This window comes from Exiguobacterium sp. EA-TM-5 (genome assembly GCF_053878415.1).
In genome coordinates this window covers 678381-703241 of the sequence record NZ_CM132670.1, presented here as the reverse complement: position 1 = coordinate 703241, position 24861 = coordinate 678381, and the positions used below count along the sequence as shown (strand labels likewise).

Genomic DNA, 24861 nt, shown 5'->3' with positions numbered 1-24861 from the left:
CAGATGGATTTTCAAGCGTTTTTGATTACGCTTCGGGAGTGTCTCGAGGCTGTTCTGATCGTCGGTTTGATCTTAGGTTATCTCGATCGATTGAACGCCCCGCAATATAAGAAATGGGTCTATGCCGGTGTTGGACTAGCGCTTCTTGCCAGTCTTGGTGTCGCGTTCTTGTTTCAAGTCGTCTTCACGAGCTTCGCAAGCTTCGGAAGTGATACGTATCTGCGTCTTGGTATCATGATGGTTTCCGTCCTTCTCTTGACGCACATGGTGCTGTGGATGGGTAAGGAAGCGAAAGAGAATCAAAAGGCTTCTCAGGCGAAGGTCGCCGCTGCCGTCTCGACAGGTAGTGCGATCACGATGATCATCCACTCTTTCCTCGTCATCGTTCGAGAAGGAATCGAAACAGTCTTTTTCTTCGCTGCCATCTCAGGTGGGGAAATCGAGAAAGTCCTGACAAGTTACGGTGCGGTTTCCGGTCTCTTGCTCGCATTGATTTTCGGATACTTATTCGTCTCAGGATCAATGAAAATCCCAGTCAAACGCTTCTTCCAAGTGACCGGTGTGCTAATCTTGTTCATCGCTGCAGGCATGCTCGTCCAAACGATTGGACGATTCCAAGACCTCGGTCTGCTCGGTAGTCTCTTGATGAACGCCGATGGAACACCAGCTGCTGTGTATAACATCGTCGGCTTCATGCCAGAGCATTACATCGATCAGGTGCAATACCTGCGTGATACAGGAAATTCGACGTTAATCAGTGGTCAAATCGGAACGTTCATGGGCGCGATGTTCGGATATAGTCATAATCCATCTCTTGAACAAGTCGTTGCTTGGTGGGGCTACTTCGCCTTTGCTGGTTGGATGTTACTCCGCCAAAACAAACCATCGAAGTCATCGAAGTCCTTACAGGAGGTTTCTTGACCGTTCGAAGCGATCGTTCACGTCCGCGTGGACGATCGCTTTTTTGGATTACACTTTTGTTCATCGGTGGCTGGATCGGTTTACGAATCATTTACGTCAGTCCGTTCATCGCGAGCTACGATATCGCGAACTTCACGCTAGCTGTGACCGACTATGATTTGGCTGATTTACGTCCTCATTTTCCCGGTTACCCCTTTTTCATCCTATTAGCAAACGTACTTCTTCCTGTGACAACAGCTGTCAAAGCGCTCGGTCTCGTCTCTACACTTGGACTAGCAAGTGCCCTGCTGCCACTCTACTTGCTCTTTCTTCGTCATGCGTATGACACGACTCGGCTGATTGCAGCCTTTACCGTTCTCTCTACTGCTTCACTCGTCACGTTCGCTGCGACAGGGATGTCGGATGGACTCGCACTCGGATTACTTATTTGGTACGGCTGGAGCATCGAACGTGCACGGCATCAAATTCGCCGCTGGCTCCCGTATCTCTTATTCGGTTTACTGATGGCAACGCGCTTGTCCTATGCACCGTTTGGATTTATGCTCCTGATCCTGCTGTGGCAAGTGCGAAAGGATTACTGGCAACTCTTATCCGAGTGCGCGCTGCTTCTGCTTGCGCAACTCGCTTGGTTGCTCCCGGTCGCTTTTTCCGTCGGCGGTCCGTACTCATTTCTTCAACTCTCGCTTCGCTTCGTCAGTGGTCATTTTTCCGACTGGGGTGGTTCTGCTCAGACCGATGACGCCTCGATCTTCCAACGATTCTTCAAAACACTTCAGCAACTCTTCTGGCATGGCATCGGCTATGGCACGTGGATTGGGTTGCTGTCCGGGATGATGCTGTTCTTACGCAAACGTTGGACGATCGATCTCGCTTGGGGGACGACGGCTGGACTCTATTTCATCTGGGTCTGGCTCGGACAAAATATCGATAAGCCCCGTCATGTCTTACCGCTCGTGCTCCTACTTCTCGTCTGGTCGATTCGTCAGCTCCCGTTACGAATGTACCTGCCGTTTCTAGTCGTTCAGTTAACAATCGGTAGCTTAGCGTTGAACGAACAAGCAACGCGTCCGCCAGCAACGATTGAACTAGCGCGTTACGTGACGACCCTTTCACCCGGAGCAACCGTCTTCACGGATGAAGAAGCACGGCAGTTCGAGTCTGAACGACCGGATGCTTCAATCGTTCCGATCGGTTCCGTCAGTAAATGGAATGCAGAACCAAAATCCGACCAGAGTTACGTAACTGGTCGATTGCTCGAGCGTCTTCACGCTCAAGGTGTTCGACCTAAAGTCAAACAGGTCGTCCGCTTTACGAGTGATTCCCGATACGAACCGGAAGATGCACAAGCGATGCTATATCAGTTAATAGCACCTTGATCGCATCACTATATACAAACGAAAAACCATGTCGACTCCCGAATGACTCCGTGGAAATCGACATGGTTTTTTTTATTGCTGCGTATCGTAACGACGTTCCATATAATCAAAGGTGCCACCGCTGATCTCGATTGTTCTTACCGGTTCGAAGCCGAGACGCCGATACAGTCGCTGTGCTCCTACGTTCGTTTGATCAGCGTTTAAGGTGAATGCTTGTAGTCCTCGTTTTTCGCCTTCTTCCGCTGCTACCTGCAACAGTTCCGTTCCAATTCCTTTGCCACCATGACGCGCGTCAACAGATAGTGTATCCAAGTAATAGACGGGGCCCTCCGTCTCGACGTCGATCTGGACGTCTTGACCTGTCCACTGTTTCAATTGTTCTTTAATTGGTTCGTCGAGTTGTTTCGCATCTGTCCCTGCATACGCAATCACGATACCGGCTACTTCACCCTCGATGACTTTGACGAGGATGTTTTCATGACTAAGCCGGTTTCCGGTTTGAGAAACGAAATAGGCGAGTCGTTCTAGAACCTCTTCTTTTTCCGTCGTCCCTGTCAGCGTCTCAGCGATTTCATGAATCGCTTGTTCAATTAAGGGAGCAATCTGTTTTGCTTCTGAAGCATCTGCTTGTCGAATCATCTCGTTATTCTCCTTTATACTCATTTTCTAATCGATGAACCTGAAAAATCGGACTCGACGAGGTCGAATCCGATACGTAATTTTTTTGGACTTTCATTCATTTCACTGCGTGACTTTTTGTACGACTGGTGCCGGTACGATGACAGGTTCCCGTGTCATGACAGCAACGACACGACCGGCAATCGCTACGGCCAGTAACGTGTATAACGTCAAGCTAAGTGGCAGATAAACAAGTGAAATGACTAACACGATGGCGTCGAGTCCGAACAAAATCGTCCCGATCGATAGACCTGTCAGTTTACTAAGTCCCATCGATAGCAGATCATCTCCACCTGTCGCTGCTCCACTTTTCAAAACAAGTCCGAGACCATATCCGGTCACGATTCCGCTAGCGATGGCTGCGATGAGTGTCGCTGGCCAAGCTTGTTCTGGAAAGTGGAACAAATCGAGTCGATGCCACATCTCGTAAAAGAGTGATAATGCACCTGCTGAAAGTAGCGCTTCGCTGACAAAGCGTTTGCCTTTGAAGTACAAGGCACCGATGAAAAATGGAATATCGAGCACGATCATTGAGATCGAAGGATTGATATCAAAAAAGTATCGACCAAGCAACGATAATCCAATAAAGCCGCCTTCTGCTAATCCGAACTGTTCATTCAATGTGTAGTAACCGAACGCCATGATCAGCGTTCCGGTTAAGATGGTTGCGATTCGTTTCATGTTTTATTGTCCTCTCCCGTTTACATCGTGGGAGAGGTTTTATACGTCCCGTTTGGGTATTCATCTATTTTCGCTCTCCCTGATTTTTATAAGCCATTACCGTCTTGTTCGTCTTGACCGGTACTGCTAAAAATCAGGTAAGCTAAATAGATGATTGGTCCTCTCGGTATCCATCGGTTTCCACCCCTTCATTAAAAATCTACTTTCATTATAACCCGAATTTCAGTAACTAAAACAGTTTTACGCATTCTTCACATAATCCAAACAGATTTGCTCACTCATTCACATTTTAGACAAGATTATGCTCAATGTTGAACAAACTACTTGAAAGTGTATTTGTGAAGGATTACACTAAGTATATCAAATGAATGTGATTTATATCACAAACAAAACACAAAGGAGACTTTACCCATGAAAGTAGCAGTCATCGGATGTACACACGCAGGAACAGCAGCAGTCAAAGAACTCGCTTCACAACAAGATGTCGAGATCACCGTTTATGAGCGGAATGACAATGTATCGTTTCTCTCTTGTGGGATCGCACTTCACGTCGGTGGTGTCGTCAAACACGCGGAATCGCTTTTCTACTCGTCACCAAGTGAACTTGCTGAACTCGGAGCAGAGATGCGTCTAAAACATGATGTACTTGAAATCGATAGTGAACGTCAAACGATCGTTGCGAAAAACCTCATGACTGGTGAAGTCGTTCACGATACGTACGATAAACTCATTATGACGACTGGATCTTGGCCAATCATTCCAATGCTTCCTGGCATCGAGTTGAATCAGATCGAGCTCTGTAAAAACTATCATCACGCCCAAACGATCATCGAAAAAGCAACAGATGCAGAGCGCATCACAGTCGTTGGTGCAGGCTATATCGGTGCTGAACTCGTCGAAGCGTTTGAAGCCTACGGAAAAGATGTCACGTTCATCGATAGTGCGGATCGCATTCTCAACAAATACCTCGATCGCTCGTTCACTGACGTCATTGAACACGAATTGACAGATCGCGGCATTCGTCTCGAACTTGGACAAACCGTCCAAAGCTTCAAAGGAGAAAACGGTGCTGTCACACACGTCGTCACAGACAAAGGAACGTTCGAAACGGACCTCGTCATTCTTTGTGTCGGTTTCCGTCCAAGTACGGAACTCCTAAAAGGACAGGTTGATATGCTGGCGAACGGCGCGATCATCGTTGACGATTATATGCGGACGAGCAACCCGAATATCTTTGCTGCTGGTGACAGCTGTGCTGTCTATTACAATCCAGCTCGGACACATGCCTATATTCCACTTGCAACGAATGCTGTCCGGATGGGTACGCTCATCGGAAAAAACTTACGCGCACCTAAAATTCGTTACCAAGGAACACAAGGCACATCCGGTCTTCGCTTATATGACTTAAACATCGCGTCGACTGGTTTGACAGAAGAAGCAGCACCGTTGTTCGGACTTGAAGTGAGTAGCACGACAGTTACGGATGCGTATCGCCCAGAGTTCATGCCTACAGCAGAAGACGTCCAACTAAAACTTGTCTTCGAAACAGCAACACATCGTGTCGTCGGGGCACAAATCATCTCTAAAGTCGATTTGACACAGGCGATGAACACACTGTCTGTCGCGATTCAAAATGACATGACACTTGAAGAACTCGCCTTCGTCGATTTCTTCTTCCAACCGCACTACAACAAACCGTGGAACTTGCTGAACCAAGCAGCTCTACAAGCAATGAACGAACGCCAATCAGCTCGCGTCTAAATGCATCAGATAAATAAAACAAGCAACGGATCCCGTTGCTTGTTTTCGTGTATTCTCGTTCATTTTTCGTATACTTCTTGCCAGTCCTGATACGGCATCGTGCCATTCACTGTTTCCATGTCAAAGCGTAACGGTGCGATCAATTCGAGCGAATTACCATCCGGATCCTCGAAGTATATTGCCGCGTGCGCATGTGGATGATTATCGAGAACGAGCGGTTGATCGGCGGCCGCTACACCAAACGCAGATCGAACTTCAATCCCTCTCTCCTCCAACCAATCCTGTGCCTTTTTGATGTCGTCTTGCTCCATTCGAAACGCAACATGTCGAATCGAAGGATGATACGGTAACTCGACTTGACCAGCTTTCCATAAACCTAACCAACTCTTACCGTGCTCGATCCAAAAGAAAGCGACACGTTCATTTTGGAAAGCACATGCAAGACCTAATTTTTCGTAAAAGGCAATCGATCGTTCGAGCTCCTTGACCGGTAAATGGGCTTCATACAGTCCAGCAATCATCTTCTTCACACTCCTCTTTTTCTAGTGTAAACCATCAATTTCCAAATTTACTACCATTAGAAACGTTTAATCCGACTTGTTGAGGGAACATACATCCTATACCAAAACCAACTTTCAGGAGGAATGTTTACATGGCTGCATCGAAAAATCCGTTAACACAATACTTTAATGATGATTTCCCAAAACAATATCAGGACGCGCCAGCGGTTCAAGCAAAAATGGAACCTGTCCCCGATTGTGGCGAAGAGAGTTATAAAGGCTCAGGCAAACTGATCGGTAAAAAAGCACTGATTACGGGTGGCGACTCCGGCATCGGCCGAGCAGCAGCAATCGCCTATGCTCGTGAAGGTGCTGATATCGTACTCAATTACTTACCAGAAGAACAACAGGATGCAGAAGAGGTGAAAGCACTTGTTGAAGCAGCGGGACAAAAAGCTTACCTCTTGCCTGGTGACTTAAGTGATGAAGCGTTCTGTCAGCAACTCATTAAAGAAGCACACGAATCACTCGGTGGAATCGATATTTTGGCACTTGTCGCTGGTAAACAACAAGCTGTCGAAGACATTCTCGATCTTTCGACAGAGCAATTACGCAAAACATATGAAATCAATGTCTTCTCCCTCTTCTGGGTCGTTAAAGCAGCCTTGCCACTCTTGAAGGAAGGAGCTTCGATCATCACGACGACATCCGTCCAAGGATACAACCCAAGTGCAAACCTCTTGGATTATGCTTCGACGAAGTTCGCCATCAACGGTTTCACGCGTGGACTTGCAAAACAAGTCGCACCTAAAGGAATTCGTGTCAACTCCGTCGCACCTGGTCCGATTTGGACACCTCTTCAAATTTCAGGTGGTCAACCAAGCGAGAATATTCCAGAGTTCGGACAGGAAACACCATTGAAACGCAGTGGTCAACCGGTCGAACTGTCAGATGTGTACGTCTTCCTCGCTTCAGACGCTGCGAGCTATGTCACGGCACAAATTTACGGTGTCACTGGTGGTATTGAATTAGCATAAAGATTGAATTTCGACAGGGTAGCTTCGGCTATCCTGTTTTCGTATGCAAGATGGGATATCAGTTGCATCATGGAAGACCATTTAGTCTAATGAAAGTAATAACGATGAAGGAGTGAGTCAGATGACTGAAAAAGAAAAGATGATTCAAGGAGAACTCTACTTAGCACAAGATCCGGAACTTGTGGCCGACCGCATCCGAGCACAGTCACTCTGTCATGAGTTTAATCAATTAAGCGTTCATGATGGTGCTAAACGAAAGGCACTTCTCAAGCAGTTATTCCGAACAGAGCAAGCTGACTTTTACATCGAACCGACCTTCAAATGTGACTATGGCTATAACATCACGTTAGGTACTCGTTTTTATGCCAACTACGACTGTGTCTTCCTCGATATTTGTCCGATTACAATCGGCGACAATTGCATGCTCGCTCCAGGGGTACATATCTATACAGCGACTCACCCGCTCGATCCTGTCGAGCGTAATAGCGGTTATGAATTCGGAAAACCAGTCGTCATCGGTAATAACGTCTGGATCGGTGGACGTGCGGTCATCAATCCCGGTGTGACGATCGGAGATAATGCTGTCATTGCCTCAGGCAGTGTCGTCGTCAAAGATGTACCGGCAAACAGTGTCGTTGGCGGAAATCCAGCCCGAATCATCAAGACAATCTAATTCTCATCAAATTCTAATCTATTCCTCAGCTTCCTTTCACGTGGTCTGGTTATTCTATGTATAAGAACAACAGCCACTACTAAAGGAGGAAATCATCATGACTGAAAAACGAACAGATAAAGGGAATAAACGCTTCAAAAAAGGAATTGCAACACTTGCCGTAACGGGTACTGTCTTAACAGGAGCCGGTGCATTCCTACTCTTCGCAGGTCCAGGACACTCTCTCGTCAATTCAACGGTCACTACTTCACAGCAGGCAGAGCAGAAAGTCGAAGCCGCTTCGCGCCAAGTCGAGCAAAAGCTTCCAGCTTCGATGCGTGACGATCAGGAAATCGAAGGCACATTACAGAAACAATCGGATCGTTCGCTTACAATCGACGTCAATGGTGACTCTCGGACGTATGACTTTGCTTCATCAGTAGAACGCGAAGCAGTCCAAGAAGGTGATTGGGTCAAAATCGATTTGAATGCGAATCAGCAAATCACAGAACTTGAGCGAGAAGATCAAGATGATCGCAATGACCGCGATGACGATGGCAATCGCTCAGATGATTCATCAGATGACGCGAGCGAACGATACGGTGTTCTTCGTGCCATCTCTCAAAGTGAATTGACACTTGAACAAGATGGACAGGAAACAGTCTACGCGATTGCTGATCGTGCAGAACGTGATGCTGCTAAATCTGGAGATATTGTAAAAATCGAATTGAATGTTGACGGTCAAGTCCGTGAAATCGACCGGGAGGATGATGACGATCAGGATCGTGATGATGCACGCGACGAAGACCGCGATGATGCACGTGAGCAAGAAGTCCGAGGTACGCTCGCTAAGATTACGAACCAAGAGATCGTCATCGAACAGAACGGTGCGCAAAAATCATACTCTCGTGCATCGAACATGGAACAAGACGATGACATCCGAGTTGGCGGTTCCGTTAAACTAGAGTTGAACGCGTCAAACGAAGTGACAGAAATCGATGAATGATCATTAAAGGAGGATGTTTATGCCAATCACCATCTTAATCGTTGAGGACGATGCGAAAATCGCACGCCTCCTTGAACTCGAACTCCAATATGCCGGGTACGCGACACGTGTCGCCCCCAACGGAAAAGATGGTCTCGCTGCCGCTGAGCATTCGGTTGATCTCGTCTTACTCGACGTGATGATGCCGGAGCTAAGCGGCTTCGAGGTGTTGCGCAGACTCCGTGGAAAAGGCATTCATGTTCCCGTCATTATGCTAACAGCACGTGGGGAAGTCTACGATAAGGTCGCGGGACTCGATCTCGGTGCGAACGATTATGTGACGAAACCGTTCGAGATGGAAGAACTACTTGCTCGAATCCGTGCGTTATTACGAACTCCGACTTCAGCTGCCAACTCATCGCGCACGTTACAGTTCGCTGATCTTGTACTCGATCTTGATCGACATGAAGCATTTCGAAACGAACTGCGACTTGATTTGACACCACGTGAGTTCGAACTCCTAACGTATTTACTAGAAAACAAAGAACATGTCCTGACACGCGAACAAATCTTAAATCGCGTCTGGGGATACGATTATTTTGGCGAAACGAATATCGTCGACGTCTACATCCGGTATCTTCGGAAAAAAGTCGATGCCCACCCTCCTGCTCTCATCCAGACCGTTCGCGGGGTAGGTTATGTCCTGCGGGAGGCGAACCCATGAAGCTTCGAACGAAACTCGCCTTATCCGTCACCGCCTTTACGACACTATTATTACTACTCTCCTTCATCGTCGTCACCCTTGTCGTGCGTAATCATCTGATTGAATCCCGTTATACTCAGCTTGAACAGGCAGAGGAATTAATGGAGGACGACTCGTCGGTCCGTGCATTACTGACGCTTCATGAAGATGCCGTCGTACTATCGAATGAAGATGGACGCTGGGTCATTTCAAACGACGAAGATGACGATGACTCGTCTACCGTCAATGGGGATGTCCGTGCAAGTGACCTCCCCGGTATCCCGCGCTCGAACGATCCTTTCAAGTCTGGCGATTGGTTCGGAATCGTTTATCAGGATCAAGCTTATTTGTTCGAAGACGAAAGCGTCGATGATACGGTGTCGACACTAGTCTTGACCTTCACCATCGTGTTGGTTGTTGGAATCATCATCGCGTTCATCAGTAGCTTCTGGATTGCGTATCAAACGCTCCGACCGCTCAGGCAACTAAATGATACGATGCAACGGATTTCTTCTTCCGGTACGCTCGAGACGGTGCAGACAGAACGCGACGATGAAATCGGTCGCCTCGGACGTGTCTTCAATCAGATGATTGGACGTGTTGATCAGACAATGGAACAGCAACGCCAATTCGTCGCAGATGTCTCACATGAGATGAAGACACCGCTAACCGTCATTGAAGGATATGCACAATTGTTGAAACGATGGGGCAAAACGAAACCGGATGTACTCGATGAATCGATTGAACACATCTTACAGGAAACGCATGCGATGCGGACGACACTCATTGAGCCAATGCTTGAACTATCTCGTCTCGGTTATGAGGAAACATCTGTCGAAGAAATTGACTTAGCCGAGCTTGGGAGCGAACTCGCTGATCGGATGTATCACGCGACAGGGACAATTATTCCTGTTGATGCCTCTGGGATGATTCAGGCGAACCGCGAAGCCGTGTTACGTATCTTGACGATTTATATCGACAACGCTCTGAAATATGCCACTTCCCCAGAGTTACATCTGCGTCAAGAACGACTCGCTGTTCTCGACCGCGGGACGTCTCTGACTGATGAGGAACGCGCCCGATTGTTCGATCGTTTTTACCGACTCGATACAGCACGCGATCGATCAGGGAGTGGGCTCGGATTGTCGATTGCTGCTGCTCTAGCAACGAACCACCATTTTCAAGTTGGCAGTGAAGCGCGTCGACCGGATGGAAGCTGTTTCTACCTCATTCCAGAACAGTCCAAGTGAAACTTTTTCTTCATCTATGTCGTACACTTAAGGAAGAACGTCATATGATGAAAGAAGGAAATTCACGATGGCTAAAAAACGTTGGGGTGGACTTGCTGTTGCAGGCGCCTTTCTCTTAACGAAAGGAAAGGTCATCCTTGCCTTATTGAAATTTTCAAAGTTTGGAGGTACTCTGATTTCGTTTGGAGTTTCTCTGCTCTTTTACGCTCAAGTATTCGGTGTCTGGTTTGGCGTCGGTTTACTTTATCTCTTGTTCATTCACGAGATGGGACATCTATTTGCAGCTAAACGACTTGGTTTTAAAACGGGACCAGCAATCTTCGTTCCCTTCATGGGTGCCGTGATCGGGATCAAGGATACGTTCCGAACACCAAAACAAGAAGCAATCCTCGCTTACGGTGGACCACTTGCTGGTCTCTTGTCCTTGATTCCCCTTGCGATTGGATACGCCGTGACCGGAAATGACTTTTGGCTCGTCATCTTCCATCTCGGAGCCTTGTTGAATCTCTTTAACCTACTCCCAGTCAGTCCGCTTGACGGCGGACGGATTCTTGCAGGACTTCCCATCATCGTCTGGGTCGCCGGTCTTGCTGCTCTGATTGCTTACGGCATCACGAACTTCAGTCTGATTCTGCTCTTGATTGCTTTCTTCGGTGGAAGTGCTGTTTGGAAACGCTACAAGTTTGCAAAGCAATATGAGGAAAACCAATCGAGCTTAATGTTATACCGTGCTGCACGTGAACGCGTTTTACGAGCAAAGGCAGAGCAAGAACGTGCAGACGCTGAAGTGGCACTTGCTCCAGAACTAGAAGGTGAGGAAGAACAACCAATCGAGAGTACGTACGATCCAATCGCTTGGTCACTTCGTCTCGATTTACAAGATTTGCGACAAGCGAGTCCGGAAGATGCGCGTCAGGAAGCGGACGATCTGTTACGGTATCAATATGATGCCGCAAATGATTACGATGCGTTGTTGCGACGAATCGATCAACGGATCGAACCACTCCGCCTCGCTGAAGAGTCTGTTCAGTACCACCAGATGCCGAAAAAACAACAAACGTTCACCCTACTCGCCTACTTGGCGCTCGGTGCAATTTTATTCATCGCTTTCGAGTACTCGAAAGGGTACTTGCCCACACCATCTTAAATCTAGTTCCATCGGATGCGCTCCTTTGCGCATCCTTTTTTTTAGAACAAACACATTGACTAGAGTGATTTCTTGCATCTCGTCATAGAAGCGACTACTCTGAGTAAAACCCTACTTACCACTTGTCTAAAAAAGGAGGCTCTCCTTCCATGAATAAAAACACCGCTCGTTTGGGTGAAGCACCTATCAACCAGCTCTTGCTTAGCCTTTCTTTACCCGCGATGGTCGGGATGCTCGTCACGGCACTTTACAACATCATTGATACGATTTTTGTCGCACAAGGAATCGGTACGACCGCGGTTGCTGCTGTCGGGATCGCGTTTCCAGTTCAACTCGTATTAATGGCAATCGCTAACTCGATCGGAATCGGTGGTGCTGCCATCGCGTCACAACGGCTCGGTCAAAAACAGACGGATGGTGCCAGTCGTGCCTATGCGAACGTCTTGATGGCTGTCTTCTTCATCAGCATGCTTGCCATCATCAGTGCTTTCATCTTCGTCGAACCACTGCTTCGTCTCTTTGGAGCGACGGATGAAATCATGCCGTATAGTATCGATTTCTTACGCGTCCTGTTACTCGGATCCCCTTTCTTCATGTTGACGATGGCGTCGAGTGCGATGCTCCGCGCAGAAGGACGTGCGAATTATCAGATGCGCGTCATGCTAACGACGGTTGCAATCAACATCGTCCTGACACCACTATTCATCTTTGGTCTCGATTGGGGCATTCAAGGAGCCGCGCTCGGGACGGTCATCGCGCAAATCGTCGGTGCTCTGCTCGTTTTCCGCTTCTTTTTTACGAAACGTCGACAAACAGGATTAACGCTCGACCGGAGCGCCTTCAAACCCGATTTCCGTTTAACATTTCGGATGATGCAAATCGGATCATCGTCATTTATCATGCAAGTATCGCAATCGATTCTATTCATCACCGTCAACCATATGCTCGTCCGGTACGGTGGTACGACAGAACTCGCGACGTTTGCGGTCATCAATAAGTTCATGGCGCTCGTCGGTATGCCAATCATGGGGATCGTGCAAGGGATGCAACCGATTGTCGGGTACAATTTTGGTTCTCGACAATTCAGTCGGATGTCGCTTGCTATCAAACTGGCGATCCGCTATGGCTTAACATTATCGATCAGCTTATGGTTACTCATTCAGCTCTTCCCTCGTTTTTGGGTCGGCTTGTTCACAGAGGAAGCGACACTTTTGCAAGAAGGTTCAAGTGCGATGCGCATCTTATTCGCTTTATCATTCGTCTATGGGATTCAAATGATCATCAATGGGATGTATCAATCGCTTGCGAAAGCAAAAGTCGCTTTATTCCTATCCTTGTCACGTCAAACGCTATATACGATTCCACTCGTCCTGATTTTGCCAGTGTTCTTCGGTGTCAACGGTGTCTGGTTCGCCTTCCCGATTGCTGACGCTATGGCTGTCTTAACAGCACTCGTCTTTGCCTATAAAGATCGGATTCTTTTGTTCAAACCAGAAGAGTACGTTGAAGAGGAACAAAAGGTCGCATCGGCAAAATGAACGTGATTTACCTGAGATCATCTGCCCTGCAGATGGTCTTTTTTAATGGACTTCTAGAATACGAACATGTATTCTGTTACTAGTGAATAATAGGAAGGAGCCTGCTTGATGTACACATTAGCGATTGACTTCGAAACGGCAAACCGCAACAGCCGGAGCATTTGTGCGTTTGGTTGGTCCGTCCTCTCCAATGGTCGTGTCACCGAGAGTCAGCAAGTTTTGATTAATCCCGAAGAAAACTTCGATGCCGGAAACATCCGGGTCCATGGAATTCGTCCGAGTGACGTCTTCGATGCACCGACGTTACCTGAAGCAATGGAAGCACATGGCTTATACGATTTAATTGCAGGTGCTCAACTGGTCGTTGCCCACAATGCGTCATTTGATATGGGGGCGCTCCAAAAAGCGATTCAAAAATACGATATGTACCAGATGCCCGCTTTCACCTACGGCTGTACGGTCAAATTATCCCGCAAACTGTATCCGTGGTTGCCGAACCATCGATTGAACACGATGGCAGAATTCCTCAACGTCTCTTTTCAGCACCATGACGCGAAAGAAGATGCCTACGTCTGCGCCCTACTCTTAAACGATATGTTGGAACGAACAAATCTACAGGATCCGGTCACTTTGCATACGTTTTGTGGCGTTCGAATGGGACAGGTTGCCTATTAAACAAAAAAGCACTCTAGACACGAGATCTAGAGTGTTTTTTCATAGTTGTTCTATTATTTGCTTGTTTGTTTGATTGGGAACCAGCCTGGACGACTTGTAATGCCTGCCCATAATGCATCTGGAACGACGAGTTCGGCTTGTGCTTCTGGATCAAGTTCTGTCCGGATTGACGCAAGGTCACCCGCTTCGACTTTTTCAACCCACTTCGGTTCCATGATCAGCTCACGACCGAGGGCAATCATCGGCACGACAGCCAAACCTTGTTCGACTTCGTCCGCTGTGTGAAGTGAACCGACACCGATGACAGGTACTTGTTCGCCAACTCGCTCTTGAACGAGTGTGATTGGTGAAGTTTTTTCGTTTTCATCACGAATCGAACCTGCGAAGAAGTCCATCACCGAAACGTGCAAGTAATCGAGGTCTTTTTTCGCGAGCTCATCGACGAGGCGCATCGTATCATCGAGTGTAATTCCAGGATTTTCGATTTCTTCTGGAGAGAAACGGTATCCGACAATAAACGAAGGATCTTGTTTTGCGACGGCTTCGACTGCATCTACGACTGCTAATGGGAACGCAAGACGTTTCTCTAAGCTACCGCCCCACTTATCTTCACGACGGTTTGAGTGTGGAGAGAAGAATTGTTGAATCAAGTACGTGTTCGCACCATGAATCTCAACACCATCAAATCCAGCTTCCATCGCACGACGTGTTGCTTGACCGAATGCTTCGATGATTGCTTCGACTTCTTCCGCTTCCAACGCACGTGGTGTCATTGCCCCTTCACGTACGGGTGCGACTGCACTTGCACTGACTGTTTGTCCACCAACGAGTTCTGGTGGTGCCATACGACCAGCGTGGAAAATTTGCAAAATTGCTTTTGCGCCTTTATCTTGAATCGTTTTTGCGAGTCGCTCTAGACTCGGAATGAGATCATCGCGGTGCGCGCCGAATTCATTCGGGAATCCTTGACCGTCTGCTGTGACATTCGCACATGCTGTGATGACCGCACTGACGCCACCTGAACGTTCTGCGTAGTACGCGAGTTCCGCATCCGATACTTCGCCGTTCTCTTGTGCCGCATAGTTCGTCATCGGTGCCATCAAGACGCGGTTTTTCAGCGTCACACCGTTGGGTAATGTAAATGGTTCAAACATTGCTTGAGTTGCCATGAGTGAAGTGCCTCCTCTAATTTCTTGAACTGAATATCGACAGTATACGCTCGTCTTCCTCCGAATAGCTACTGATGTGCTTACGCGATGTGTCACTTGCGGATCGCTTTACGACGACCGCCCGGCCACCACCAGTTCCAGTGACCAAATAGTTTCATCAGTGCGGGGACGAGGAGCATCCGGACGATTGTGGCATCAATAAAAATCGCAAGCGCGATACCGACGCCTAGTTGTTTAATTGGACTGACGCCCGTGAAGGCAAACGCTCCTGTGACGACAATCATGATTAAGGCAGCAGACGTAATGATCTTACTCGTCTTCGCAAGCCCCATCTCGGTCGCGTAATCGTTATCGCCCGTCTCGTCATAATATTCTTCCATTCGCGAGACGAGGAACACTTCATAATCCATCGATAAACCAAAGACGAGTGAGAAGATGAAGACCGGTGTCAAAATGCCGATCGTCTCCTGCGGAAGAACTGCGCCGGACTCAAACAAGATGACGAGTAATCCGAATGTCGCTCCTAGACTAAGCAAATTCATCAGAATCGCCTTGATTGGGATCAAGATGGACCGGAACGCAATCAGCAGGATGATGAATGTTGCCAAGACAACGACACCGACTGCTAGTGGGAGTTTCGATTCAATGGCATCATAAATTTCCTGATTGAAGGCTGCCGGCCCCCCGACAAGATAACCGTCCTTCTGCATTTTTCGCACCCAGTCTTGCGAAGCAGCATCGCCGGGATCTCCTTTTAAGTTAACGTCGATTCGTGTTTGGTCGTTCTCTGATAGAAACGGTTTTAGTGCATCGCGCCCAGCCGGAACAGCGAGTAACTGCTCGAGCGGAATCTGTTGCTGCTCCGCAATTGTTACAGCAGACACGACGGAACGCACTTCCGAATCCGATTCGAGTCGAATCGTCACGTCTTCGATTTTTTCTCGTCCCACTTCTGAGGAAGCAGCCGCATTCAAGATGAGAACAGCATCTGTTCCATCGTTCCCGAATGTTTTCTCCCACGACTCAAACGCGAGACGCGACGGATAGGATTCCGGTAAGGCCGTCGCCTGTGGGATATTCAACGTTAGATCACGAAGCGGAAGTAAACACGGTAACAGGAGCAACAGCGATAACACGGTCACAGCAACCGGACGCTTCATGACGAAACGGGCGAGGCGGCGCCAACGATCTTCACTGCTTCCGGTTCGCTGACGAAAGAGTCGTCCTTTTTCTAACACCTTCCCGAAAACAATCAACAGTGCAGGTAAGAGTGTCAACGCGCTGACGACTGCACCGAGGACGGAAACGAGTGTCCCGATTGCAACGGCTCGGAAAACATCGACATCGATCAATAACAGTCCGGCAAGTCCGACAAATACACAAATCCCCGAAAATAAAATTGACCGTCCTGCCGTCTCAACCGAGCGGATCGCTGCCGCTCGAATACTTTGTCCGTCATGACGTTCTTCACGGAACCGATTGACGTATAACAAGGAAAAATCAATACCGAGTGCAAGCGAAATCATCGCGACTGCATTCAAGACGAAAATCGATAGTTCTTGTTGCCCGGCAACAAAGTAGAGCACACCGGCCCCAAAGACAAAGGTGACGAGTCCCATGATTAAGGGTAAAATCGCAGCGACCGGTGTACCGAAGACAAGTAATAAAACAATCAATGCCGCCGGAATACCAATCAATTCAGCTCGGATCAAATCATTTTTAGAAGCCGTATTCAAATCATCGACGACGACCGGTTCACCGGTCAGTCGAATAGTCCCGGTGTCATCCAGTTGACGCGTAACCGCGGTTGCCCATTTTGCATCAAGTGTCGGTACACCAATTGTTACATATCCCTTATCATCACGAATCGCTTGTGGATTTTCGACAGGTCCCGTCACATTACCGATACCTTGAATATCTCGAAAACGCTTGACATGTTGTACCATCGTCCGTTGTAGATCCTCTTGGTCTTCAAATAAAACGATGATTGTGTGAGGATCCTGACCAAAATCCTTATCTAATGCTGTCTCGACGCGTTGAAAGTCACCGTCACGTGTAAATCCGTTTCCTTCTAAGCGATTCGGTAATTGATACGCGAAATAACCAAGCACGACGAGTAGAATCGTCCAAACGACCAACACACCTCGAAAATACGTACTAATCAGATGACCAAGCCGTTCCATAGTGCCTCCCCTTTCTGCTCAAACGTACAAAAAACATCCTTCTTGCTAAAAAAGCGAAAAGGATGTTTCATTACGTCTTTTGAAAAATTTGAACCCACGTGTTTCCAAACGTCTCAGACGTCGAAACGATGGCAAGACGCCGCGCTTCTTCATCTAACAACACGCTTTTGAGTAAAACAGAGGAATGACATCCCTCAAACTTATATTTCAGCTGACTCTTCTCATAGAGATAAAAACGAGACGAGTCGGTGATCGAAAACAATTGGTGCCTGTGGTCAACGAGCGAGTACTCCGCATAATCAGAAAAAGGAACAATCGATTCTTGATTCGTCGCAGCATCCCAAATGACGTATCGTTCCTTGTGGTCGTCATAGGAGATAATCGTAGTAGGCGCGATGAATCGTTCGAACGTCAAACGTGTATCATATCCCCGCTCAATCAAGCGTCCGAACAACGGTGCCTCTTTATAATCAGAGTACCGCCAGTCTCCTGTTTGAACGTTCACACAGACGACATCTGTTTCTGCCGTATATAGAAAAATCTCATCGTCTTGCCAAAAGAATAAATTACTGAACCATGCTTCGGAAAAAGCAGTAGGTCGCTTGATATAATCCAAATGTCCTTGCTTTAAATCTAATAAACCAAAATAAGCTGACTCTTCAAACACGATGAACAATCGTCCACCGCCTGGTTCGATATACCAGGAGAATGGAACATACGCACATGCTGTTTCCCATAGTGGTTTTAAATCCGCATCACATTTCATAAATCCGTGGCGATCTCGAAAAAGAAGCAAATCCTCCCCGATTTGATCGAACAGTGAGACGGATTCATGGAGTAACAGCTCTGCAGCAGGTTTATACATATGCATCACTTCCTACTTCATACGGTATCAACCTTCTTGATTTCTCGCTACTATTGATGCGCTCGACTTGCACCTCCTGTTATACTAACCTCATGAAAAAAGGAGGAGGAACAAGATGAAACCTTTACAATTATCCGCTGAGACGGCTGTCGAACTTTCGAAACGTCTGAACGTGCCCCTCGAGCAATTGATGCATATGCCCCGCCATATCTTGATTCAAAAGCTCGTCGAACTAGAGCAGGAACAAGCGAAATCGGAATCTGATGCGTCTAGCGAATCGGAATCTTGAGTAAAAAGCCTCTTTTCCAAAGATGGAAAGAGGCTTCATCTTTAGTTTAAGATTGCGGATGATATTCCGACTTGCCATACCGAAAGACATTGATGATTGCCTTCCCATCACTCGGGTAACCATTTGGATGATCGATTGGAAAGAGTGAGAAAAAGACGAAATAAAATGAGAAATACGCAAATTGATACGTAAAAATTGATGCCTCGAACACACCCGCATAAATGAGAGCATTAATGACTAAGATACTCACTAAGTTCGCAATCGATCCACCCGCATAGACCAAAATATTAGCGAATTTTGTCTCCTTGCGTAGTGCCTCATACTGACACCAGCCATCCCAAAAATAGATACGGTTTAACCGAATCGGACCGACACGAAGCAGCGATTTCCCTGAACCAATATTGATTTCCATATTTCCACCGAATAATCGGGCGAAAAAGTAATGTCCCATCTCATGAATCAGTGTCACGATAGGTAAAAGTAAAAAGAACGACAAAAAGAATTTCCATAAGTCACCGAAACCGAACATACCACGTACACCCTTTCAACTCAAAAAACAACATCTTAGATACTACATATGAGTTTTCCCGAAAGATGTATCTTCAAACAGTGTTTCATCAATTTTTCGAAAGTCAATTGCATGACAGACTGCAATCAAATTGTCACTCCACATCACAAAAAAAGGACGAAGCCTCTTGCGCTTCGTCCTTTGAACTTTAATCCGTTTTCTTACGACGTTTGTTCGCTGCGTACAATAATCCAATAATCGTCAGTGCAGCACCACCTGCTACCGCATACTTCTTATAGTCCGCTTTTCGTTCTGCAATGACTGTCGTCGTCAATGCTTTGATGACTAACTGTTTCTCTTCGTGCAATCTTGGGGCGTGTAATTTGACAGCACCTGCCTCAACTAAGACTTCGAACTCACCATTTGGCAATTCAATCGTGATGTCTTCGTCCGTCGCGTTGTGATAGACACGTTGCCGTTCGACATATCCTTCATAGGTACGTTTCAGTTCAAAAGCAATAACGCCTTCTCCTTCTTCAAGGAATCGAAGATGCTTTTTGATCATCGCTGCGTTTGCAAGGCGGAACATCGGATATTGACGACGAAGGGCAATCAATCCTTTGACGTACTCGACTGCTGCCTGTTCTGTTTCCGCCCGCTCATAGTCGAGCCGGTTGACGATTTCCCCGGCATTAAAACTGTCACGAATCCCGTCCTTCGTTCGGAAGAATTCTTGCCCCGCATGGAGGAACGGAATCCCTTGGCCTGTCAAAATAATCGCATTTGCGAGCAATTGACGCTTGCGTCGAACCTCTTCTGTATCATTCGGACGAGAGATCGATAGCTTGTCCCAAATCGTCAAATCATCGTGAGCTTCCACGTATGAAACGACTTGATTCGGCTCATCGGCAAAACCTTGCGAAGAGACATTGCCAGCGATTCCTCGTTTGACTTCACTCGTCCGGTCGAATGCGCCACTGATGAAACCACAATCTTCTGGTGTTTGAACGTCTCCTTTGACGCCGTCGCGTAATCCGTTATTAAAATGTCCGATTCCTGGCATCTTCGGTGCATTGAAGTAGTTCGCTTTCTCTTCCGGATCAAGCGGTGTATCGAGATCCCAGCCTTCACCGATGATCAGAATCGACGGATCAATCCGGTCAAGTGCATGACGTACCTGATTCATCGTCTCGACATCGTGAAGACCCATCAAGTCGAATCGGAACCCGTCTAGGTGGTATTCTTTCGCCCAGTACGTCACACAATCAAGAATAAACTTACGCATCATCAGACGTTCAGAGGCAGTATCATTTCCACAGAAACTACCGTTTGACAGGCTACCATCCGCCTCTTGACGATAGAAGTATCCCGGAACGAACTGACCGAGCGGAACCGTTGCCGCATCGTACGTATGATTGAAGACGACGTCCATGATGACGCGAATACCACGGTCATGTAATGCTTGTACTAGTTGTTTTAATTCAAGGATTCGTGCTCGAGGGTCATCGGGATTCGATGAATACGAACCTTCCGGCGTAAAATAGTTCACCGGATCGTAACCCCAGTTGTAGTTATCCGGGTCGTTCGGCGCTGTCTCATTGACTGAACCAAAATCATAAATCGGCAGTAACTGCACATGCGTCACACCAAGATCTGCTAAATAATCAAGTCCAGTCAATCCACCATTCGGTGTCCGGGTTCCCGCTTCGGTCAGTCCAGCAAATGTGCCACGTGCGACGACACCACTAGCCGGATGACTCGTTGCATCGCGTACATGCAATTCATAGATGACTGCGTCTTGCGAAGAATGGAACAATGGACGTTCTTCAATCCACCGCTCTGGTGTCACACTTGTTGGATCAATCAACGCACCACGTTTCCCGTTCGTTCCGACGGCTTTCGCATACGGGTCAACTGCTTCGACCTTTTGTCCGTTGATGCTCGCTTGAAACGTATAGAAATAACCTTCATATGCCGCTCGATCGAGTTCAACGACGTACGTTCCCCGTTCGCCCGCCACCATCTCGACCTCTTCGACTTTTCGTGCGCGTAACGTCTTATAGAGTCGAAGCACGACACGCTCTGCTGTCGGCGCCCATAATCGCACGTGAATCGCTTTCTCTGAGAAAGTCGCTCCTAAATCATTTCCACTATACGCAAATCGCTCATCCAGTTCTTGCGGTGTGAGCGTCAACATGTCTGCTGTTTGTTTCAAAGCTAAGCACCCCTTTCATTTCATGGTTTTTATTATAACAAAATTTCAAAGCAGTGGACGCTTCCGGTATTCCTCTCTAAAATAGAGAGTGGAATGAAAGGGGAGATTGAAATGGCAGCAAAAGATAATTCATTTGATATCGTGTCACAAATCAATATCGAGGAAGTCAAGAACGCGGTTCAGATCGCACTGAAGGAAATTACGAACCGCTTCGACTTTAAAGGTTCAAAGAGCGACATGAAGCTCGAAAAAGAGGATTTGATTCTGATCTCAGATGACAATTTCAAACTTGATCAAGTTAAAGATGTCTTAACAGCAAAATTGATCAAGCGCGAAGTTCCGACAAAAAACCTGCAGTACGAAAAAGTCGAGCAGGCTGCTGGGAACACAGTTCGCCAACGTGTCATCCTCAAAAGTGGAATCGATCGTGACGACGCGAAAAAGATTAACAACGCCGTCAAGGAGTCAAAATTAAAAGTGAAGACACAAATCCAAGATGACCAAATCCGAGTCACAGGTAAATCACGTGATGACTTACAACAAGTCATGCAAATCGTTCGTGAGCTTCCATTATCCGTCGACGTTCAATTCATTAACTTCCGTTAATCGATTCACGTCAAACAGGCTGAACACGTTTTTTCAGTATCTATCAAACAAAAAAGGAGATACTTTCTGGATTGCATCCAAAAAGTATCTCCTTTCCTTTATGCTGTTTCTTACTGTGCTGTATAGCCACCATCGAGAACGACAGCTTGACCCGTGACACCTGCTGCTTTGTCACTTGCAAGGAAAATAGCGTAATCCGCGATTTCTTTAACTTGCAATAACCGTTGTTGTGGAACAAGTGGATAAATGACTTCTTCTAACACACGCTCGAGCGGTACGTTCCGCGTTTCAGCGAGTGAAGATAATTGATTTTGGACAAGTGGTGTATCGACATATCCTGGGCAAATCGCATTAACCGTAATACCAGAAGTTGCTCCTTCTAATGCGGCTACTTTCGTTAAACCGATGACGCCGTGTTTTGCACTATTGTATGCTGCTTTTCCTGCAAAACCAATCAATCCGTTGATTGACGACATGTTCAAGATGCGTCCAGATCCTTGTTTTTTCATGATCGGGAAGACGTATTTCGTATAGAGGAATGGTGCACGAAGCATGATGCTTTGAAGCAAGTCGAATTTCTCAGTTGAGAACTCTTCGATTGGTGAGACGTGCTGCATTCCCGCATTGTTAATGACGATATCAATCGTTCCGTAATGCGCGACAGTCTGTTCGATACTTGATTTGATTGCCTCTTCATTCGTCACATCACCCGCGACGGCAAACGCATCGAAGCCTTTTTCACGAAGTGTTTCGGCTGAGCGTTTGGCTGCTTCTTCCTGAAGATCGACAATAACGACTTTAGCGCCTTCTTGAGCGAATTCTTCAGCGATTTCGAGACCGATTCCGCTTGCTGCTCCTGTAATTAACGCGACTTTTCCTTCGAGTTGTTTCATCATGATGGATTCCTTCTTTCTTTATCTTTACGTGTTCGGTCTCTTTACTGTACGCTGATTGAAAGAATAATAAAAATGAATACTTGTTATGACATCTATAACTCAAAAGAATAGGAGAATACTGATGGATTTCCGCCAACTGGAATATTTTACGGAAGTAGCACGCTTTAAAAGTTTCACTCGTGCCGCTGAACATCTTCATGTCACGCAACCAACACTCAGTAAAATGGTCCGTCATTTAGAAGAAGAACTCGAGATGGAACTGTTCGACCGAAGCAAACGACAAATCGTCCTGACGGATGCTGGTGAGACCTTATTAGTTGAGGGGGAAAAGATTTTGCGTCAGTTATCTGACCTACCTTCTCATCTCTATGATGTCATGCACCTGACGAAAGGAACGATCCGCCTCGGTGTTCCTCCATTAATCGGCTCGCTGTTTTTTCCGGGTCTCCTGCGGCGTTTCGAGGAGATGTATCCAATGATTCAAATCGCATTGATCGAAGCAGGTGGACATGCGTTAGAAAAAGCAGTCGTCGCCGGTGAAGTCGATTTAATCGCAACAGTACTTCCTTCAGATGAGCATTTGACGACGCACCCCTTCATCGAAGAAGAACTCCATTTATTTTTACCAAGTGATCATCCTCTCGCCGATCGGTCGATGATTGCGTTAGAGGAAGTCGCCGACATGCCGTTCGTCTTATTCAATGAGACATTCTCACTCCACGACGTCGTCTTGAATGCTTGTCAGGATGCCGGGTTCACACCACACGTTTCCCGGATTAGCTCGCAGTGGGATTTCCTATGTTTGCTTGTCGCAGAAGGAAACGCAGTGACTGTTCTTCCGCGTTCGATTGCTGATCGTTTTTCGATTCGCGGCGTCAAAACGATTCCATTGAAAACGCGTGTGCCATGGCACTTAGGAATTGCGGTTCCGACCGGTCGCTATCAATCCTATGTAACGCGAAAATGGATTCAATTCGTCAGTGACATGTATTCCAAATAAGCATACCTTTCATAAAAATCATGTATTTGTAGAATGGATTTTCTTCCTTTACGATGAGAACATCGTTAAAAAAGAAAGGAAGTCCTTTACCATGGCAACTCATTTTGAATCACGTCACGAAACAGGCGTTAAAAAACTCAGCGAATTCACAGACACAAACGCTGCACAATCAACGCATGATAAAATCTCTGAATCCCTGAAAGATATCGCTCCAGCAGTCGGTGAGTGGATCACGGATTTCGCATACGGTGAAGTTTACAGCCGCGATGGTCTCGTCAACCGCGACCGCGCAATCGTCACGATCGCTTCTCTCGTCACACAAGGTACAGAACCACAGCTCGCTCTCCATATCAACACTGGATTGACAGCTGGTTTGACAGGAAACGAAATCGTCGAAGCTATCATGCATCTTGTTCCTTACACTGGATTCCCACGTGTCTTGAACGCACTTGAAGTCGCGAAAGTCGTCTTCGCAGAACGTGGCATCACAGTAGAAACAGAATAAGATACGCACGATTAGATTAAAAAAAGATGGGCATGACGCATTTTCGGGTATCTCCTTAACAAAAGGAGTGGTCGATCATGCGTTATGCCCTTTTTGCGGATCTTCACAGTTCAGTAGCCGACACAGCGGCTGTCCTAGCTGATATACGGCGACTCGCTCCCGATGCGCGTCTATTTTGTCTTGGAGATATTTACGAATGCCATGTTGGTAAAAAGCGAGCGAAGCGCTATTCGTTTGAATCACTCTCCCTCGTCGTGACGCTTGATGATGATTTTTTAGAACTGATTGATTTTAAAACGTTGCTCGGCAATCAAGAAGAACGCATCCTGTCACTCGTCCCGCCGCATCTATCTCCTGTCATCGACGCATTACGTCTTTGTCCTCGAAAACAACGAATCGAGGGGGCGCTATTGATTCATGGAGACCAATTAAGTTGGTCGCGTGATTTTCTGCCTGATCTGTCACAGCAACACGAGCCGCTCCTCTTTTTTGGACATAGTCATATCAGAGGCTTGTTTCAAAATGGGGATGCACTCCCTAGTCCATTACACCAACCCCTATCGATCGCAGGAGAACGTTACGCGGTCAATCTCGGTCCCGTCGTGTTCGAACGGGAATGGTGTCTCTACGATACGGAGCAACAAACGATCGTATTTCATCAAGCGAACTGAGATGATACAAC

At 47.0% G+C, this 24861-nt stretch carries 25 protein-coding genes; 16 read left to right on the top strand and 9 right to left on the bottom strand.

Annotation, left to right across the window (positions count from 1 at the left end):
* Positions 1–3 precede the first annotated feature (3 nt).
* Together ACV3PA_RS03705 and ACV3PA_RS03700 are read left to right on the top strand one after the other, a co-directional pair.
* Complete coding sequence (locus tag ACV3PA_RS03705) at positions 4–921, top strand: FTR1 family iron permease (RefSeq protein WP_029342865.1); 918 nt, start codon at positions 4–6, stop codon at positions 919–921.
* A complete protein-coding gene (locus ACV3PA_RS03700) occupies positions 918–2297 on the top strand; it encodes a hypothetical protein (protein WP_456125653.1) in 1380 nt (459 codons plus the stop codon). Before ACV3PA_RS03705 ends, ACV3PA_RS03700 begins: the two co-directional genes overlap by 4 nt.
* Before the next feature lie 72 nt (positions 2298–2369).
* Here the strand turns inward: ACV3PA_RS03700 and ACV3PA_RS03695 are convergent, their stop codons facing one another.
* Positions 2370–2936 carry a GNAT family N-acetyltransferase gene (locus ACV3PA_RS03695; RefSeq protein ID WP_456125652.1) on the bottom strand — a complete coding sequence of 189 codons (567 nt, stop codon included), beginning with the start codon at positions 2934–2936 and terminating at the stop codon, positions 2370–2372.
* 102 nt (positions 2937–3038) lie between these two features.
* Positions 3039–3656, bottom strand: coding sequence for a YitT family protein (locus tag ACV3PA_RS03690; protein WP_456125651.1), 618 nt, complete (start codon positions 3654–3656; stop codon positions 3039–3041).
* A gap of 411 nt (positions 3657–4067) precedes the next feature.
* Here ACV3PA_RS03690 and ACV3PA_RS03685 point away from each other — a divergent pair, with 411 nt between their 5' ends.
* The gene (locus ACV3PA_RS03685; protein WP_456125650.1) at positions 4068–5417 is read left to right on the top strand and encodes an FAD-dependent oxidoreductase; all 1350 of its coding nucleotides are present in this window, start codon (positions 4068–4070) and stop codon (positions 5415–5417) included.
* Positions 5418–5476: 59 nt separating this feature from the next.
* Here ACV3PA_RS03685 and ACV3PA_RS03680 read toward each other — a convergent pair whose 3' ends face one another.
* Positions 5477–5938 (bottom strand): VOC family protein, encoded by a 462-nt coding sequence (locus tag ACV3PA_RS03680; RefSeq protein ID WP_456125649.1) that lies wholly within the window; start codon positions 5936–5938, stop codon positions 5477–5479.
* 131 nt (positions 5939–6069) lie between these two features.
* Between ACV3PA_RS03680 and ACV3PA_RS03675 the strand changes: the two genes are divergently transcribed.
* The 8 genes from ACV3PA_RS03675 (at position 6070) to ACV3PA_RS03640 (ending at position 13943) form a co-directional block, all read left to right on the top strand.
* Complete coding sequence (locus tag ACV3PA_RS03675; protein ID WP_053452143.1) at positions 6070–6954, top strand: SDR family oxidoreductase; 885 nt, start codon at positions 6070–6072, stop codon at positions 6952–6954.
* A gap of 121 nt (positions 6955–7075) precedes the next feature.
* Positions 7076–7627: a maltose acetyltransferase domain-containing protein gene (locus tag ACV3PA_RS03670; protein ID WP_456125648.1), complete on the top strand. Its 552-nt coding sequence runs from the start codon at positions 7076–7078 to the stop codon at positions 7625–7627.
* Between the two features lie 97 nt (positions 7628–7724).
* Positions 7725–8612: a hypothetical protein gene (locus ACV3PA_RS03665; RefSeq protein ID WP_456125647.1), complete on the top strand. Its 888-nt coding sequence runs from the start codon at positions 7725–7727 to the stop codon at positions 8610–8612.
* 19 nt (positions 8613–8631) lie between these two features.
* A complete protein-coding gene (locus ACV3PA_RS03660) occupies positions 8632–9315 on the top strand; it encodes a response regulator transcription factor (protein WP_456125646.1) in 684 nt (227 codons plus the stop codon).
* Positions 9312–10583, top strand: a complete 1272-nt coding sequence (locus tag ACV3PA_RS03655; protein ID WP_456125645.1) for a sensor histidine kinase — start codon at positions 9312–9314, stop codon at positions 10581–10583. Before ACV3PA_RS03660 ends, ACV3PA_RS03655 begins: the two co-directional genes overlap by 4 nt.
* A 67-nt stretch (positions 10584–10650) precedes the next feature.
* Entirely contained in the window at positions 10651–11730 is a 1080-nt protein-coding gene (locus tag ACV3PA_RS03650; RefSeq protein WP_456125644.1) for a site-2 protease family protein, read from the top strand.
* A 149-nt stretch (positions 11731–11879) separates the two neighbouring features.
* Entirely contained in the window at positions 11880–13268 is a 1389-nt protein-coding gene (locus tag ACV3PA_RS03645; protein WP_053452137.1) for an MATE family efflux transporter, read from the top strand.
* A 108-nt stretch (positions 13269–13376) separates the two neighbouring features.
* Positions 13377–13943 carry a 3'-5' exonuclease gene (locus ACV3PA_RS03640; RefSeq protein WP_456125643.1) on the top strand — a complete coding sequence of 189 codons (567 nt, stop codon included), beginning with the start codon at positions 13377–13379 and terminating at the stop codon, positions 13941–13943.
* 53 nt (positions 13944–13996) lie between these two features.
* On the opposite strand, the gene ACV3PA_RS03635 is transcribed toward ACV3PA_RS03640, so the two are convergent.
* The 3 genes from ACV3PA_RS03635 to ACV3PA_RS03625 all read right to left on the bottom strand — a co-directional run bounded on the left by ACV3PA_RS03635 (position 13997) and on the right by ACV3PA_RS03625 (position 18160).
* The gene (locus ACV3PA_RS03635) at positions 13997–15112 is read right to left on the bottom strand and encodes an NADH-dependent flavin oxidoreductase (protein ID WP_053452135.1); all 1116 of its coding nucleotides are present in this window, start codon (positions 15110–15112) and stop codon (positions 13997–13999) included.
* A gap of 92 nt (positions 15113–15204) precedes the next feature.
* Positions 15205–17295 carry an MMPL family transporter gene (locus tag ACV3PA_RS03630; protein WP_053452134.1) on the bottom strand — a complete coding sequence of 697 codons (2091 nt, stop codon included), beginning with the start codon at positions 17293–17295 and terminating at the stop codon, positions 15205–15207.
* Positions 17296–17365: 70 nt separating this feature from the next.
* Positions 17366–18160: a hypothetical protein gene (locus tag ACV3PA_RS03625; protein ID WP_082318480.1), complete on the bottom strand. Its 795-nt coding sequence runs from the start codon at positions 18158–18160 to the stop codon at positions 17366–17368.
* Positions 18161–18275: 115 nt separating this feature from the next.
* Here ACV3PA_RS03625 and ACV3PA_RS03620 point away from each other — a divergent pair, with 115 nt between their 5' ends.
* Positions 18276–18449: a YycC family protein gene (locus tag ACV3PA_RS03620; protein WP_082318479.1), complete on the top strand. Its 174-nt coding sequence runs from the start codon at positions 18276–18278 to the stop codon at positions 18447–18449.
* Between the two features lie 46 nt (positions 18450–18495).
* On the opposite strand, the gene ACV3PA_RS03615 is transcribed toward ACV3PA_RS03620, so the two are convergent.
* Together ACV3PA_RS03615 and pulA are read right to left on the bottom strand one after the other, a co-directional pair.
* Entirely contained in the window at positions 18496–18978 is a 483-nt protein-coding gene (locus ACV3PA_RS03615; RefSeq protein ID WP_053452132.1) for a site-2 protease family protein, read from the bottom strand.
* 187 nt (positions 18979–19165) lie between these two features.
* Positions 19166–21172, bottom strand: coding sequence for a type I pullulanase (gene pulA / locus ACV3PA_RS03610; RefSeq protein ID WP_456125642.1), 2007 nt, complete (start codon positions 21170–21172; stop codon positions 19166–19168).
* Positions 21173–21283: 111 nt separating this feature from the next.
* Here pulA and ACV3PA_RS03605 point away from each other — a divergent pair, with 111 nt between their 5' ends.
* Positions 21284–21778, top strand: coding sequence for a YajQ family cyclic di-GMP-binding protein (locus tag ACV3PA_RS03605; protein ID WP_053452131.1), 495 nt, complete (start codon positions 21284–21286; stop codon positions 21776–21778).
* A gap of 110 nt (positions 21779–21888) precedes the next feature.
* On the opposite strand, the gene ACV3PA_RS03600 is transcribed toward ACV3PA_RS03605, so the two are convergent.
* Positions 21889–22674, bottom strand: a complete 786-nt coding sequence (locus ACV3PA_RS03600; RefSeq protein ID WP_029342884.1) for a 3-hydroxybutyrate dehydrogenase — start codon at positions 22672–22674, stop codon at positions 21889–21891.
* A gap of 121 nt (positions 22675–22795) precedes the next feature.
* Here ACV3PA_RS03600 and ACV3PA_RS03595 point away from each other — a divergent pair, with 121 nt between their 5' ends.
* The 3 genes from ACV3PA_RS03595 (at position 22796) to ACV3PA_RS03585 (ending at position 24850) form a co-directional block, all read left to right on the top strand.
* On the top strand, positions 22796–23674 hold the full coding sequence (locus ACV3PA_RS03595) for a LysR family transcriptional regulator (protein WP_053452130.1): 879 nt from the start codon (positions 22796–22798) through the stop codon (positions 23672–23674).
* Positions 23675–23765: 91 nt separating this feature from the next.
* Positions 23766–24179 carry a carboxymuconolactone decarboxylase family protein gene (locus ACV3PA_RS03590; protein WP_053452129.1) on the top strand — a complete coding sequence of 138 codons (414 nt, stop codon included), beginning with the start codon at positions 23766–23768 and terminating at the stop codon, positions 24177–24179.
* Positions 24180–24256: 77 nt separating this feature from the next.
* On the top strand, positions 24257–24850 hold the full coding sequence (locus ACV3PA_RS03585; protein WP_053452128.1) for a metallophosphoesterase family protein: 594 nt from the start codon (positions 24257–24259) through the stop codon (positions 24848–24850).
* Positions 24851–24861: the final 11 nt, after the last annotated feature.

Excerpts from the sequence above, each read along its gene's own strand:
- ACV3PA_RS03655 (WP_456125645.1), top strand. The coding sequence starts at position 9,312 with ATGAAGCTTCGAACGAAACTCGCCTTATCCGTCACCGCCTTTACGACA.
- ACV3PA_RS03660 (WP_456125646.1), top strand. The coding sequence starts at position 8,632 with ATGCCAATCACCATCTTAATCGTTGAGGACGATGCGAAAATCGCACGC.
- ACV3PA_RS03680 (WP_456125649.1), bottom strand. The coding sequence starts at position 5,938 with ATGATTGCTGGACTGTATGAAGCCCATTTACCGGTCAAGGAGCTCGAA.
- ACV3PA_RS03705 (WP_029342865.1), top strand. The coding sequence starts at position 4 with ATGGATTTTCAAGCGTTTTTGATTACGCTTCGGGAGTGTCTCGAGGCT.
- ACV3PA_RS03635 (WP_053452135.1), bottom strand. The coding sequence starts at position 15,112 with ATGGCAACTCAAGCAATGTTTGAACCATTTACATTACCCAACGGTGTG.
- ACV3PA_RS03600 (WP_029342884.1), bottom strand. The coding sequence starts at position 22,674 with ATGATGAAACAACTCGAAGGAAAAGTCGCGTTAATTACAGGAGCAGCA.
- ACV3PA_RS03590 (WP_053452129.1), top strand. The coding sequence starts at position 23,766 with ATGGCAACTCATTTTGAATCACGTCACGAAACAGGCGTTAAAAAACTC.
- ACV3PA_RS03585 (WP_053452128.1), top strand. The coding sequence starts at position 24,257 with ATGCGTTATGCCCTTTTTGCGGATCTTCACAGTTCAGTAGCCGACACA.
- ACV3PA_RS03615 (WP_053452132.1), bottom strand. The coding sequence starts at position 18,978 with ATGTTCGGTTTCGGTGACTTATGGAAATTCTTTTTGTCGTTCTTTTTA.
- ACV3PA_RS03605 (WP_053452131.1), top strand. The coding sequence starts at position 21,284 with ATGGCAGCAAAAGATAATTCATTTGATATCGTGTCACAAATCAATATC.
- ACV3PA_RS03690 (WP_456125651.1), bottom strand. The coding sequence starts at position 3,656 with ATGAAACGAATCGCAACCATCTTAACCGGAACGCTGATCATGGCGTTC.
- ACV3PA_RS03625 (WP_082318480.1), bottom strand. The coding sequence starts at position 18,160 with ATGTATAAACCTGCTGCAGAGCTGTTACTCCATGAATCCGTCTCACTG.
- ACV3PA_RS03675 (WP_053452143.1), top strand. The coding sequence starts at position 6,070 with ATGGCTGCATCGAAAAATCCGTTAACACAATACTTTAATGATGATTTC.
- ACV3PA_RS03630 (WP_053452134.1), bottom strand. The coding sequence starts at position 17,295 with ATGGAACGGCTTGGTCATCTGATTAGTACGTATTTTCGAGGTGTGTTG.
- ACV3PA_RS03665 (WP_456125647.1), top strand. The coding sequence starts at position 7,725 with ATGACTGAAAAACGAACAGATAAAGGGAATAAACGCTTCAAAAAAGGA.
- ACV3PA_RS03695 (WP_456125652.1), bottom strand. The coding sequence starts at position 2,936 with ATGATTCGACAAGCAGATGCTTCAGAAGCAAAACAGATTGCTCCCTTA.
- ACV3PA_RS03685 (WP_456125650.1), top strand. The coding sequence starts at position 4,068 with ATGAAAGTAGCAGTCATCGGATGTACACACGCAGGAACAGCAGCAGTC.
- ACV3PA_RS03645 (WP_053452137.1), top strand. The coding sequence starts at position 11,880 with ATGAATAAAAACACCGCTCGTTTGGGTGAAGCACCTATCAACCAGCTC.
- ACV3PA_RS03640 (WP_456125643.1), top strand. The coding sequence starts at position 13,377 with ATGTACACATTAGCGATTGACTTCGAAACGGCAAACCGCAACAGCCGG.
- ACV3PA_RS03650 (WP_456125644.1), top strand. The coding sequence starts at position 10,651 with ATGGCTAAAAAACGTTGGGGTGGACTTGCTGTTGCAGGCGCCTTTCTC.
- ACV3PA_RS03620 (WP_082318479.1), top strand. The coding sequence starts at position 18,276 with ATGAAACCTTTACAATTATCCGCTGAGACGGCTGTCGAACTTTCGAAA.
- ACV3PA_RS03670 (WP_456125648.1), top strand. The coding sequence starts at position 7,076 with ATGACTGAAAAAGAAAAGATGATTCAAGGAGAACTCTACTTAGCACAA.
- ACV3PA_RS03595 (WP_053452130.1), top strand. The coding sequence starts at position 22,796 with ATGGATTTCCGCCAACTGGAATATTTTACGGAAGTAGCACGCTTTAAA.